At 66.5% G+C, this 12,956-nt stretch carries 13 protein-coding genes; 11 read left to right on the plus strand and 2 right to left on the minus strand.

All coding sequences use genetic code 11. The annotated features are described in order from the left end of the window. Positions 1–7 precede the first annotated feature (7 nt). The 7 genes from ACUN9Y_RS06705 (at position 8) to ACUN9Y_RS06735 (ending at position 6,452) form a co-directional block, all read left to right on the plus strand. On the plus strand, positions 8–1,447 hold the full coding sequence (locus ACUN9Y_RS06705) for a MotA/TolQ/ExbB proton channel family protein (RefSeq protein ID WP_445459906.1): 1,440 nt from the start codon (positions 8–10) through the stop codon (positions 1,445–1,447). Beyond that, positions 1,428–1,964, plus strand: a complete 537-nt coding sequence (locus tag ACUN9Y_RS06710) for a MotA/TolQ/ExbB proton channel family protein (protein WP_445459907.1) — start codon at positions 1,428–1,430, stop codon at positions 1,962–1,964. The genes ACUN9Y_RS06705 and ACUN9Y_RS06710 overlap by 20 nt, the downstream gene beginning before the upstream one ends. Continuing rightward, positions 1,957–2,364, plus strand: coding sequence for an ExbD/TolR family protein (locus ACUN9Y_RS06715; RefSeq protein WP_445459908.1), 408 nt, complete (start codon positions 1,957–1,959; stop codon positions 2,362–2,364). Before ACUN9Y_RS06710 ends, ACUN9Y_RS06715 begins: the two co-directional genes overlap by 8 nt. Next, entirely contained in the window at positions 2,364–3,173 is an 810-nt protein-coding gene (locus ACUN9Y_RS06720; RefSeq protein ID WP_445459909.1) for an energy transducer TonB, read from the plus strand. Before ACUN9Y_RS06715 ends, ACUN9Y_RS06720 begins: the two co-directional genes overlap by 1 nt. Then, positions 3,170–4,312 carry a hypothetical protein gene (locus ACUN9Y_RS06725; RefSeq protein WP_445459910.1) on the plus strand — a complete coding sequence of 381 codons (1,143 nt, stop codon included), beginning with the start codon at positions 3,170–3,172 and terminating at the stop codon, positions 4,310–4,312. The genes ACUN9Y_RS06720 and ACUN9Y_RS06725 overlap by 4 nt, the downstream gene beginning before the upstream one ends. Positions 4,313–4,778: 466 nt before the next feature. Further along, positions 4,779–5,768, plus strand: coding sequence for a GlxA family transcriptional regulator (locus ACUN9Y_RS06730; RefSeq protein ID WP_445459911.1), 990 nt, complete (start codon positions 4,779–4,781; stop codon positions 5,766–5,768). Positions 5,769–5,900: 132 nt separating this feature from the next. Next, positions 5,901–6,452 carry a cysteine hydrolase family protein gene (locus ACUN9Y_RS06735; RefSeq protein ID WP_445459912.1) on the plus strand — a complete coding sequence of 184 codons (552 nt, stop codon included), beginning with the start codon at positions 5,901–5,903 and terminating at the stop codon, positions 6,450–6,452. 325 nt (positions 6,453–6,777) lie between these two features. Here ACUN9Y_RS06735 and xthA read toward each other — a convergent pair whose 3' ends face one another. Both xthA and ACUN9Y_RS06745 read right to left on the minus strand, forming a co-directional pair. After that, positions 6,778–7,593: an exodeoxyribonuclease III gene (xthA, locus tag ACUN9Y_RS06740; RefSeq protein ID WP_445459913.1), complete on the minus strand. Its 816-nt coding sequence runs from the start codon at positions 7,591–7,593 to the stop codon at positions 6,778–6,780. Further along, positions 7,593–7,847, minus strand: a complete 255-nt coding sequence (locus ACUN9Y_RS06745; RefSeq protein ID WP_445459914.1) for a hypothetical protein — start codon at positions 7,845–7,847, stop codon at positions 7,593–7,595. The genes xthA and ACUN9Y_RS06745 overlap by 1 nt, the downstream gene beginning before the upstream one ends. A gap of 168 nt (positions 7,848–8,015) precedes the next feature. Here ACUN9Y_RS06745 and rhlB point away from each other — a divergent pair, with 168 nt between their 5' ends. The 4 genes from rhlB to ACUN9Y_RS06765 all read left to right on the plus strand — a co-directional run bounded on the left by rhlB (position 8,016) and on the right by ACUN9Y_RS06765 (position 12,601). Further along, a complete protein-coding gene (gene rhlB, locus ACUN9Y_RS06750) occupies positions 8,016–9,290 on the plus strand; it encodes an ATP-dependent RNA helicase RhlB (protein ID WP_445459915.1) in 1,275 nt (424 codons plus the stop codon). A 123-nt stretch (positions 9,291–9,413) separates the two neighbouring features. Continuing rightward, positions 9,414–11,552 carry an ATP-dependent DNA helicase DinG gene (dinG, locus tag ACUN9Y_RS06755; protein ID WP_445459916.1) on the plus strand — a complete coding sequence of 713 codons (2,139 nt, stop codon included), beginning with the start codon at positions 9,414–9,416 and terminating at the stop codon, positions 11,550–11,552. Positions 11,553–11,790: 238 nt separating this feature from the next. Beyond that, on the plus strand, positions 11,791–11,991 hold the full coding sequence (locus tag ACUN9Y_RS06760) for a hypothetical protein (protein ID WP_445459917.1): 201 nt from the start codon (positions 11,791–11,793) through the stop codon (positions 11,989–11,991). A 160-nt stretch (positions 11,992–12,151) separates the two neighbouring features. After that, positions 12,152–12,601: a hypothetical protein gene (locus tag ACUN9Y_RS06765; protein WP_445459918.1), complete on the plus strand. Its 450-nt coding sequence runs from the start codon at positions 12,152–12,154 to the stop codon at positions 12,599–12,601. Positions 12,602–12,956 lie beyond the last annotated feature (355 nt).

The raw sequence follows: 12,956 nt of genomic DNA on the forward strand, positions 1-12,956 counted from the left end.
CCGGAACATGCTAGGCGCCGCCGCCCTGAGCGTGATGGCCGCGGCGCCGCTCGCCGTCCAGGCCCAGGAGGCGTCGCCGGCCTCATCTCAAGAGCAGCCTCAGGAGCAGGCCCAGGCGCAAGCGCCGTCTCAAGCGGGGAGCGTCGGCGCCGCGCTGAGCACCCTGCGCGCCGACCGCGAGGCCGCCGAGGCCCGGGATAGCGCGCGCCTGGCGGGGCTTGTCGATGATAGCGAGGCGCTGTCGGCCGCACTCGACAAGGCCCAGGCCGACCTGGCCGCGGCGCGTGAACGGCGCGAAAGCCTGGAGGCCCGTCAGCAGGAATTGAGCGCAACTCTCGATGCGCTGAACGCCGAACGCGATGCCCAGGGCGGTGATCTGGCCGGCGTCTTCGCCAGTGTCGCCGCCGAAGGCGGCGAGCTGCGTGATGACCTTGCCAACAGCTGGCTGACGGTGGGCGCCCGAGTCGAGCTCCCGGAGCGCCTCGGCGACGATGAGATCGTCACCCTCGATCAGATCGAGCGGCTCGCCGATAGCCTGATGGGGCTGACCGCCGAGACGGCTCGAGTGGTGAGCCTCGATGCGCCGGTGGCCGCCGCCGATGGTCGCGTGGCGTCGCGTCCGGTGACCCGAATCGGCGATCAGCTTGCCTTCAGCAACGATCAGCTGCTTGAGCGCGTCGGGGAGGACGGTCGCCTGGCGGTGATCGAGCATACGCCGGGCATCGTGGCCGAGCGCCTCAACGCCTTCTCCGCGGGGGACAGCAACGTAGTGCCGGTGGACCCCGCCGAGGGACGCGTGCTTCAGGCGTTGGCCCTTCAGCCGACCCTGTGGCAGCGCTTCCAGCAGGGCGGTGCGGTGGGCTGGGTCGTGGTGGCGCTGGGGGCCCTCGGCCTGGTCATCGCCCTCGGCCAGTACCTGTATCTGCTGCGTGTCAGCATGACCACGCGGCGCCAGTTGGCCGATCTCGACAATCTGCGCGCGGACAATCCGTTGGGACGCGTGCTTAATCGCTTTCATGCCTTCGGTGCGGGCCACGCGCCCGAGGCCCTGGAGGCGCGTCTCGACGAGGCGATGCTCGCCGAGCAGCCGCGCATCGAGCGTGGTCAGGCCCTGGTCAAGATGCTGGCCGCCGTGGCGCCTCTACTCGGCCTGCTCGGAACCGTCACCGGCATGATCGTGACCTTCCAGTCGATCACGGTGTTTGGCACCGGCGATCCGCAGTTGATGGCCGGCGGCATCAGTCAGGCGCTGGTGACCACCGTGTTGGGTCTGATCACCGCGGTCCCGCTGCTGTTCGCCCATACCGCGCTGTCGGCACGCTCGCGTGCCCTGATCGGCACCATGGAAGGGCGCGCCAGCGCCGTGCTTGCCGATCGTCTGGAGGCGGATCGCGCGCCGTCGACATCGCCAAGCGAGGCCAGGCACCATGCCGATGCCCTGGCTTGATCCGCTTGCCCGGTTGATCGATGCCGGTGGCCCGGTCCTGGTCGTGATTGCGTTCGTGGCCATGCTGCTGTTCTCGGTGGGCCTCGAGCGTTGGTGGTTCTTTCGCTTCCACTACCGCCCGGCTCGCCAGGCGTTGGTTGGCCAGTGGGTCGCGCGCGGGGACCGCACCAGCTGGAGCGCCATGACGCTGCGTGAGGTCTGGGTGAGAGACCTGATCCAGGGGCTGCGCGGTCCCTTGCCCTGGTTGCGTCTGCTGGTGGTGATCTGCCCGCTGCTGGGGCTTCTTGGCACCGTCACCGGCATGATCACGGTATTCGATAGTCTCTCGTTGGCCGGTACCAACCAGGCTCGCGCCATGGCCGATGGCGTGGCGCGGGCGACCCTGCCGACGTTGACCGGCATGGCCGTGTCGGTGGTGGGCCTGCTCTTTATTACCCGTCTTGAACATATCATTCGGCGCGAGGATCAGAAGCTGCATGATCGCCTCGCCCGTGCCGCGGAGGATGCACATGCGTAGGCGCAGGCTATCGGCCGCCTCGGACGAATCCAGTGAGGTCAACCTGACCCCGATGCTGGACGTGGTGTTCATCATGTTGATCTTCTTCATCGTGACCACCAGCTTCATCAAGGAAAGCGGGGTCGAGATCGAGCGGCCTGAGTCGAGTGCGGCGAGCGCGAGGCCCGACGTGCAGGTGCTGGTGGCGATTACCCCGGAAGGCGCGGTGTGGGTGGACGGCGAACCCGTCGATATTCATCGCATCGGCACCACGGTCGCCGGCATGGTCAGCGATGACGGCTCGGTGGTGATCCAGGCCGATCGTGAGGCCGCCACCGGCGTGCTGATCGAGGTCATGGATCGGCTGCGCGATGCCGACGTGGACAAGGTGGCGGTAGCGGCACAGCGGAGCGCTGGCTGATGCGGCGAGTGCTGTCCCTGATTGCCGGTTCGCTGCTGACCCTGGTGCTGTTCGCCTTGTTGGCGCTGCTGGTGGTGCCGCCCCAGGCGGAGCCAGAGCTGCGGGAGGAGATCACCCTGACGCTCGCCGAGGCGCCGGCCCCCGAGGCCGAGACGCCAAGCGAAGCGGCGCCGTCCTCGGCACCACCGCCACCGCCGCCCACGGCATCCGCACCGCCGCCGCCGAGTCCGGCACCGACGGTCGATAGCGAAATCGCCCTGCCCGAACCCGAGATGCCGGCCATGGACATGCCGGAACTCGCCATGGACAGCCGGCTGCCCGAGCTGACCGAGACGCCGCCTGAACCCGAACCTCAGCCTGAACCAGAGCCCGAACCGCAACCAGAGCCGCAACCTGCACCCAGGCCGACACCCAGCCCGTCGCCGGCACCTAGCCCGTCGCCCAGCCCGTCGCCGGCACCTAGCCCGTCGCCCAGCCCGTCGCCGGCAGCCGCCAGCGGCAGCGCCGCTTCCCAGGCCGCGCCGGCGTCTAACACACCGGTCGACGTTGGCACCTCGGCGCGGGCCACCAGCAAGGTGCCGCCTCAGTATCCCTCCAGGGCTCAGCGGCGAGGTCTCGAGGGTTACGTCATTGTGCAGTTCCTGATCCGCGCCGACGGCAGCGTCGATCGCGGCAGCATCGAGGTGCTCGAGGCGAGCCCACGGCGCACCTTCGAACGGGCCGCCACCGATGCGATCGCCGGCTGGCGCTTCGAGTCGGCGTCGGGGCTCCGGCGTGCCAGGCAGCGATTGGAGTTTCAGCTGAAATGAGCATCGTTCACGTTCTCTCCCATGCGCTGCCTGGCCGCCCGCGCATCATGGCGGTGGCGGTCGGCGCGGTGATGGCGTTGGCCTGCACCGCGGCTAACGCGGCGCCGACCCTATCGGCGGGTATCATCGCCGATCTCAAGGGTCTCGAGCAGGCGCTCGCCGGCGATCCAGGCGGCGTCGAGTCGAGGGCCGAGGACCAGGCCGAGAGGCTCCGGGGCGGCAATGCCTCCGATCGCTGGGCTCGGGCACTGTATCTGCAGCTTGCGGCAAGCGCCGAGGCATCCCTCGATAAACCCCTGGAGGCCGCCGACCATCTGGCGGCTGCGCGCAGCGTCGACGGTGTGGAGACGAGCCAGCGTGATCGCTGGCAGCGTCAGGAGGCCGGGTTGAGACTGGCAGCCGAGCGCTGGGAGGAGGGTAGCGACCTGCTCGCCGACTGGCTCGAACGGCATCCCGATAGCGTCGAGGAGCGGTGGTTGATGGCCCAGCTAGCGGCCAGGCGTGAGGCCTGGGACAGCGCTGCCGATTGGGTCGACGCCGCGCACAAGGCGGATCCCTCGCCGACGCCCGAGCGATTGGCACTGCTCGCCACGGTCATGCAGCGCAGTGGCCGGCTCGATGCGGCCCTGGCGGCGCTGGAGGCCCAGCTCAGGCAGGCAGGCGACGATCCTGAGGCATGGCGCCGCGCCGCCGCGCTGGCCCAGCGACTCGGCGATCCGCGCCGCGCCGCAGCGCTGTGGGAGAGCGCTTGGCGACGCGGGCTTCTGTCCGGCGCCGAGGATCTCGAACGGCGCATCAGGCTGCACCTGGCGGCAGGCACCCCCGCGCGTGCCGCGGAGCTGCTCTCCAGCGCGCTGGACGATGGCCGTCTTGCCGACACCCCCGCCAACCGTCGCCTGCTGGCTCAGGCCTGGCAGGCCGCACGCAGCCACGATCAGGCGCTGAGTGCCTGGCGAGCCGTCGCCGAGGAGAGCGGCGCCGCCGAGGACTGGTTGACCCTCGGTCAATTGGCCTCAGGCTGGGGCAAGACCGAGCTGGCGCGTCAGGCCTTGAGCCGCGCGCAGCGAGGCGGGGCCGACGGCGCCGCGGCCTGGCTTGCAGCGCTTAGTGACGGCGCGAGTGGGAGCAGTGACAAGTAGCCAGTGGCAAGGAGTCAGTGACAAGGAGCCAGTGACAAGTAGGTGAAGGCATGTCCCACGTCACGCATGGCGATAGGCTCGTCGCTTACGATCGGCATGAGTGGGGGCACAGTCCCGTCAAGCGATAGTGGGACAGATCGCGCCAGCGGGTGTGACATCATCTCGTGGCGCCGGTGGCCGCACGGGTCCTTCGGTTCGGTGTTTTCAGGCCGTCCCAGACAGGACCTTTTCCTCAAGCATAAACGCTCGAGCCTAGCTTGTTCAGTTGCTGGAAACGACTATCTGGAACAGGCGTTGAGCCGGTTCAGGACAGGCTGGAAGCTCAGCGCTGGCACACCGGAAGGCGTCGTTGAAATGTCTTGCGACCCAGGCCCTCGCAGACGCCCGCTGCAGCGTCGATTGGCGGTGCTAACGTGGCGAATGGAGATGCCGATAGACAGCGACGGTCGTCGCGCCAAAGGGAAACATGCCGATGATCGAGATAGGGGTGGTGCTTTATCCGGGGGCGCAGCAGGCGGCTGTCCTGGGCCTGACCGACCTGTTTCGTGTCGCGAATCGCATGGCCTCGTCGCGTCTTCGGCAGTCCGAGCCGCCGCTGCGGGTAACGCATTGGCAACAGCACGCCGCCGATGCAAGCCCGGAGCGTGTGTTCGATAGTGCCCCGGGCGCGCCTTCCGTGCTGTCGGCGCTGATCCTGCCGCCCACGCTGAACGAACCGGAACCGATCGCGGCGGATGAGATCCTGCCGCTGACGGTGTGGCTGCGTGAGCGGCACGCGGAAGGCGTCGCCTTGGGCTCGGTCTGCGCCGGTGCCTTTCCACTGGCGGCCACCGGCCTGATGGCAGGGCGCACGATGACCACTCACTGGACGTATGCCGAATTGCTGCAACGGCGATACCCCGACGTACACGTGGATGCGGACCAGTTGATCATCGACGATGGTGATGTCATGACGGCCGGAGGGCTCATGGCCTGGACGGACTTGGGGCTCCGGCTCGTGGATCGGCTACTGGGCCCCACGATCATGATCGAAACGGCGCGCATGCTGCTGGTGGATCCGCCGGGCCGGGAGCAGCGCTACTACAGCGTGTTTTCTCCCCGATTGACGCATGGCGATGCGGCGGTCCTCAAGGTCCAGCACTGGCTGCAGGCCACCCAGGCCAAGGACGTGGCACTGCGCACCTTGGCCGCGCAGGCCGGACTGGAAGAGCGCACACTCCTGCGTCGCTTCCACAAGGCCACCGGCATGACAACGACCGAATACTGCCAGCGCCTGCGCGTGGGGCGGGCCCGTGAGTTGCTGCAGTTCGGCAACGCCTCCATCGACCGTGTGGCGTGGGAAGTCGGCTACAGCGACCCCGGCGCCTTGCGCAAGGTATTTACGCGCATCGTCGGTTTGTCTCCCAGCGCGTATCGCCGTCGCTTTAGCGCAAGCGGCCAGGGCGCACACGGCTAAGCATCGCGATACGGCCCAGGACAGTTGACGGTTGCTGTCGCTATCGACACCAAAAATGTCCATGGCGCCACTTCTCGCCATGTCAGCTACCGGCGAACATTGGGGCTATTCATCCGCTCAAGGAGCTAGCCCATGAAGACGTCCGGTTTGATCGTCATCGATTTGCAGAACGAGTACCTGCCCAGCGGTAAGCTGCCTCTGGCGGGCATCGAGGCCGCCGTCGACAATGCCGCCAAGGTGATCGCCGATGCCCGGGCGAAGGGCATCCCCGTCTTTCACATTCGCCACGAGTTCGCCGGTAGTGAGGCGCCGGCATTCGTGCCGGGCACCGACGGCGTCGAGATCCAGCCCGCGGTGGCGCCGGTCGGCAATGAGCCGGTCATCGTCAAGAATCACATCAACGCGTTTCGCGACACCGATCTCAAGCAGCAGCTCACGGCGCATGGGGTCGACGAAGTCGTGATTATCGGTGCGATGAGCCACATGTGTGTCGATGCCTGCGTGCGTGCCGCCGTTGATATGGGGTACCCGGCCACCGTATTGCACGATGCCTGTGCCACTCTCGATCTAAAGTACAGCGGGGTGAGCGTGCCTGCGGCTCAGGTCCACGCGGCCATGATGGCGGCCTTCGAGTTCGGCTACGGGAGCGTGATGTCGACACAGGCGTACCTGGCGGCCACGTAGACAACCGCATCTCCATCGCTGCTGCGCCAACGCCCCCGATGCCTGTCTTGCGCAGGCGTCGGGGGCGTTGCGCTTGGCGGCTGGCCCGATGACCGACCGACGGTCGCGGCGTCGAACCGCCCAGGCGGCTTTGCCACCGGCCCGCATCGTTGCCGTCAAGGTCCAGGTCGTACGCATGGTCGATAGACGCCCGGGAGAAGGGGCGCGTGGGGCTCAGCGAGGCGCTGATGGCCCCCCTGGTGTTGGACGCCTTGGCTGTTTGCTCGGCTCAGGGCTGTTTGCTCGGCTCAAGGCTGTTTTTGCTTGGCCCATCGCTAGCCCCATGTCAAAGGTCGAACTGGGTCCAGATCGGGGCGTGGTCCGAGGGTTTCTCCATGCCGCGCAGCCGGTAGTCGATGCCGGCGTCCGTGATGCGCTCGCGCAGGGCATCGGTGGTCAGGATATAGTCGATGCGCAGGCCCCGCTTGGGCTCGCGGTCGAAGCCCTTGGAGCGGTAGTCGAACCAGCTATACAGGTCGTCGACATCGGGATAGCGGTGACGGTAGCTGTCGGTCAGGCCCCAGCCCTTGAGGCGGTCGAGCCACTCGCGTTCTTCCGGCTGGAAGCTGGTCTTGCCTTCGCGCAGCCAGCGCTTGCGGTTGTCCTCGCCGATGCCGATATCGATATCGGCCGGGGAGATGTTGAAGTCGCCCATGATAGCCAGGCGCTCGCCGGCCTGATGGTGGTCATCGAGCAGCGTCTGCAGCTGTTCGTAGAAGGCGCGCTTGAGCGGATACTTGGTCGGGTGAGCGACGTTTTCGCCCTGGGGAAAGTAGCCGTTGTAGACCCACAGTGGCTCGCCATCGGCGCAGGCCAGGCGCACGCCGATCATGCGGCGCTGGGCGTCTTCGGCGTCTCCCGGCAGGCCGTAGCGAACTTCCAGTGGCGCTTCTCGGGTCATCACGGCAACGCCGTAGTGGCCCTTCTGGCCGAAGAAGTGCACGTGGTAGCCCATCGCTTCGACGGCCTCGCGGGGAAACTCGCTGTCCTGGACCTTGGTTTCCTGAAGGCCGATCAGCGCCGGCTGGTGCGCCTCGATCAGCGCCTCGAGCTGGTGCGGGCGTGCACGCAGGCCATTGATGTTGAACGACACCAGGCGCATCAGTCGTTATCCTTACGCGGCGTGTCGCCGGTGTCCTTGGGCTCGGGATGGATGTCGATGGTCGGTGCTGACTGCTGACGTTCCAGGCGCTTGGCGGCTTGCAGTTTACGCTGCTGGCGTTTCTTCTGGGTGTAGCGACGCGACGACACGACCTCGTCGGGGTTATCGTGGCGCCACTTCTTGAAATCCTTGCGTCGACCGGTGCGAATGGTCACCTTGTCGGCTAGAGATCGGGTTTTCTTACGGCGTGTCATGACGCGGGGCTCCTTTATCGTTGGCGGCATTCTACCAGTGTGCCGGCCCGCTCTGACAGTGAAGCGCCACGGGTGCATCATGTAGGTGGGCCGAAATCGTCAGAGGCTGGTACAATACCCGCCTTGGATTTTTCTCTTTTCACTCGAAACGGACACACAGCACAGCCTATGAGCGAGTCGGAACAGACCACCGCACCGGCCCAGAGCCGCAAGCCCAAGCGTCGTCGCCGCAAGCCGAGGCGCCGCCAGTCCAGCTGGGATCTTCGCCAGTTTCAGGTGCCCGCCGTGGCGGGCAAGTGGCGGTTCCACGACTTCGATCTGCCGCTGCCGCTGATGCGTGCCATTCACGCCGAAGGCTTCGAGTACTGCACGCCGATTCAGGCCGAAGCACTGACCCAGACGCTGCTGGGCGGAGACGTGGTCGGCAAGGCCCAGACCGGCACCGGCAAGACCGCGGCCTTCCTGATCTCCATGTTGGCCTACTTCCTGGAAGAGCCGGCGCCGGACGGCCAGAAGGCCGGCGCGCCGCGTGCCCTGATCGTGGCTCCGACCCGCGAGTTGGCGCTGCAGATCGAGAAGGACGCCAAGGCCCTGGCTCGCTTCACCGCGTTGAACGTGACCAGCGTCGTCGGCGGCATGGACTACCAGAAGCAGCGAGAGGGCCTGGCCGGCAACGTCGATATTCTGGTGGCAACGCCGGGTCGTCTGCTGGACTTTCAGCAGAAGCGCGACATCGATCTTGGCCAGGTGGAAGTCCTGGTGCTGGATGAGGCCGATCGGATGCTGTCGATGGGCTTCATCCCGGACGTGAAGCGCATCATCCGCTACACGCCCAAGCCCGAGGAGCGCCAGACGTTCCTGTTCTCGGCAACCTTCACCGACGATATCCTCAATCTGGCGAGCCAGTGGACCCTCGATCCGGCCCACGTCGAGATCGCCGTGACCGTCGAAAACGCCGCCGATATCGACCAGCGCGTCTATCTGGTCAGCGACGACGACAAGCAGCGTCTGCTGGTCAAGCTGCTCCAGCAGGAGAGCTTCGAGCGCGTCATGGTCTTCGGTAACCGGCGCGATCTGGTGCGTAACCTGCTTGAGCTGCTGAAGAAGGCCGACATCAACGTCGCCATGCTGTCGGGTGACGTGCCACAGAATCAGCGCATTCGCACCCTCGAAGAGTTCCGTGAGGGCAGCGTCCAGGTGCTGGTCGCCACCGATGTCGCCGGGCGTGGCATCCATATCGAAGACGTCAGTCACGTCATCAACTACACCTTGCCGGAAGATCCGGAGGACTATGTCCACCGGATCGGTCGTACCGGACGTGCCGGTGCCAAGGGCGTATCGATCAGCTTCGTCGGTGAAGAAGACGCGTTCTCGCTGCCCGAGATCGAGCGCTTCATCGGTGACAAGCTGCCCTGTGAGCACCCGCCGGAAGGCATGCTGTAAATCGCGCATCACACAGCGAGCAGGAGGCCGGCAGATGCCGGCCTTTTCGATAGTGGTCAAGTGGAGGGCCCTTGGGGCGGCGCCACCTGGCAATGACAGGCACTGCACACCCGGATGACCGCCATGCTTGAAGAGGTGCTCAAGAGCGAGATACAAACCGCCTACCGCCGGGTGCTGGAGGGGCTTGATCTGACGCCGCGCTATGGTCAGCGCCTGATGATCGCCGAGATCGCGCGAACCCTGGGCAATATCGAACTCGACGACGCCGGCAAGCGCGTCAGCGACGAACACGTCTGCGTGCTCGAGGCGGGGACCGGCACCGGCAAGACGCTGGCCTACCTGCTCTCGGCGCTGCCCGTGGCCAAGGCTCGGGGCAAGCGACTGGTGCTGGCCACCGCCACGGTGGCCCTGCAGGAGCAGGTGCTGCATCAGGACCTGCCGGCGCTCAAGGCGCATAGCGGGCTCGCTTTCGGCTATGCCCTGGCCAAGGGTCGCGGGCGCTATGTGTGTGTCGCCAAGCTCGACCAGGCCATGGAGGGGGCCGAGGACAACCCGACGCTGTCGTTGTTCGAGCAGGCCCTCGACGCACCGGGCGATGAGTTCAAGAGCCTGGTACAGCGCATGGGAGATGCCTACGGCAACGGGCGCTGGGAAGGCGATCGCGACAGTTGGGGCGAGGCCATCGACGATGGCCACTGGCGCCGGCTCACCGTCGATCATCGTCAGTGTACCAATCGCCGCTGCGGGCACTTCGGTGCCTGCGCGTTCTTTCGCGCCCGCCGCGATCTCGAGAGCGCCGACATCATCGTCGCCAACCATGACCTGGTGCTGGCCGACCTGGCCCTCGGCGGTGGCATGGTGCTGCCGGACCCCGCCGACTGTCTCTACGTCTTCGACGAAGGCCACCACCTGCCGGACAAGGCGATCCAGCACTTCACTCATCGCTTCAGCGTTGGCGGTGGCCTTAGGTGGCTGCGCAACCTGCGTGGCTCGCTCACCGAGCTCAATACGGCTCTCGGCGTACAGCCAACCCTGGCGCGTTTACTGGGTAACATGCCGACGCTGCTTGAGGCCGTGGAGCCGCGCCTTGGCGAGGTGTTTGCCCTCGGCCACCAGCTCGCCAACCGGCCCGACGGTCTACAGGAGGACGAAGACAGCGGTCAGCATCGCTTCGAGATGGGCCGGGTGCCGGATGCGCTGCGCGAGCAGGCCGAAGGGCTGGTGATTCCCTTCGCCGAGCTGTCACGCTCGCTCGAGAGCATGACCGATATCCTGCGCGAGAGCCTCGACCCGGAGAAGGCGACGGGGTTGCCCCGCGAGCAGGCCGAGGCCTGGTTGCCGCTGCTGGCGCTGTTGCATGGGCGCGCGCTGGAGGCGCACGCGCTGTGGCAGGCCTTCGCCGAGCTCGACGCGGCCAATGAGCCACCGCGGGCGCGCTGGCTGATCCTGGAGCGCTTTCAGGGCGAGGCCGAGCTGTCCTTTTCGGCAAGCCCGGTGTCGGCGGCGCATACCCTGGCCAAGTCGCTGTGGGGGCGTTGTTTCGGCGCGGTCGTGACGTCGGCCACGCTCACCGCTCTCGGGCGTTTCGAACGCCTGCAGGAGAGGGCGGGGCTGGCCAACCGCTATCGCTACCAGCGCCTGCCGAGCCCCTTCGACTACTCGCGTGCGGTGCTCAGTGTGCCTCGAGAGGCCATGGATCCTGCCGATCGCGAAGGTCATGAGCGCGCCATCGTCGACTTCGTCGAAGCGCTGGGCCAGGACGAGGCGGTGTTGGTGCTGTTCTCTTCCCGGGCGCAGCTGCGTGGCGTCGAGCGCGCCTTGTCGCGAGAGTCTCGCGATCGGGTGCTGGCCCAGGACCGGTTGCCCAAGCGGGAACTGGTCGAGCGGCATCGTGCCGCGGTCGATGCCGGCGGTGGCAGCGTCCTGTTTGGTCTGGCGAGCTTCGCCGAGGGCATCGACTTGCCGGGTGACTACCTGACCCACGTGGTGATCACGCGTTTGCCGTTCGCCGTGCCCGATGACCCGGTGGGGGCGACCTTGGCCGAATGGATCGAGAGCCAGGGCGGCAATCCCTTTATGCGCATCAGCGTGCCGGATGCCTCGATCAAGCTGGTCCAGGCCTGCGGCAGGCTGATTCGCAAGGAGGCGGATACCGGACGCATCACGCTGCTCGATCGCCGCGTGCTGACCCGGCGCTACGGGAGGGCCTTGCTCGACGCCTTGCCGCCGTTCGTGCGCGAGATCGATGGGGTGGTGCAGTAGCCGCGAGGGTGGCTGCGCTCGCGTGGCTCTGTTACCCCCCCCGATGGCGTCCCCCCCTGATGACGAACGCTCGGTCTGTCGCCGGCATGGCGGCCATCGCCGCCGGGGAGGGACGTCATGCGGTCGGTACAACGGGGATCTTTCAACGGCGGTCTTTCCTTGCGTTGTACCGACTGTCTGGCGCCAGGGTGCTGTGGTCAAGGCGCTGTGGTCAAGGCCCTGTGGTCAAGTGTGCTCAATGCGCTGTGGTCAAGGCCCTGTGGTCAAGGCGCTGTGGTCAATGCGCTGTGGTCAAGGCGCTGTGGTCAAGGCGGTCAAGGCGGTCAAGGCGGTCAAGGCGGTCAAGGCGGTCAAGGCGGTCAAGGCGGTCAAGGCGGTCAAGGCGGTCAAGGCGGTCAAGGCAATGTCCTCTCCATCTTGTCGGCATACGCCTACATGAATCGACGCTTCGACGCCAAGCCAGCCGGACTGGGGTAGGCGAGAGTGTGCAGTGACGATGCTGGTGACGATCGCGGCCGAGTGCGTCGTGGCGTGGCACGGCAATCCGCGGCAATCACTACGCTGGTGGTTAAATCGCCTCTGCGACAGGGAGCTTCGCCATGTACGTCGCCCTCAAATGGGACCACAAGATCGGTGCGCACTTCGTGTCCTGGATCGTCGTCCAGTGCGCCGAGGTGGGGGAGAAGTTCGGCTTGCCTCAGGCCTTGGCGCCGCGGCGTGATATCGCCTATTTCGTCCACCCGGACTCCGCGGAGCGCGATGCCAAGGCGTTCGCCGCGTTCAAGCAGGCGGGTAGCGTCCCGCAGCCGGATCCGGCCTACAGCGCCTATCTGTCGGCGCATCATGGCTACTGCCACTACGCCTGGGATCACAACTATCTCGCCGAGCTGGTAAAGCACGCGGTGCTGTACTGGGAGGACGGCCAGCATCGGCGCGATGCCCCGGTGCGCGATGACTTGGCCTATTTCGTGTGCCCCGAGGCCTCGGAGTGCGACAGTCGGTTCTTCGCCCAGTATAAGCTTGCCGAGCAGGGCCGCGAGCGCGCGTGACATCTAGCGCTTCGCGCGAGTGACGTGACTCGCCCTCTCGCGAATGATGGGAAATAGCCCTTGCGCGAGCGACCTGGGCAGGCCAGGTGGCGACGATGGCCAGGTGAACCAGGTCCTTTCCATTGACCCTCGACGCCACTGCCCGGCGCGAACCGCGTCGGCACGCGTGATCTTGATGATGCCCTGGCGTGTTTCCTGGTACATGTCCCGGGCTATGTTCCGCCCTAGTTCCGGGCTATGTCCTGGTCTATGTCCCGGGCTGTGTTCCGCCCTAGTTCCGGGCTATGTTCCGGGCTATGTCCTGGTCTATTCCCTGCGCCATGTTCCGGGCTATGTTCCGGGCTATGTTTCGGGC

The organism is Halomonas sp. V046, from assembly GCF_052645355.1.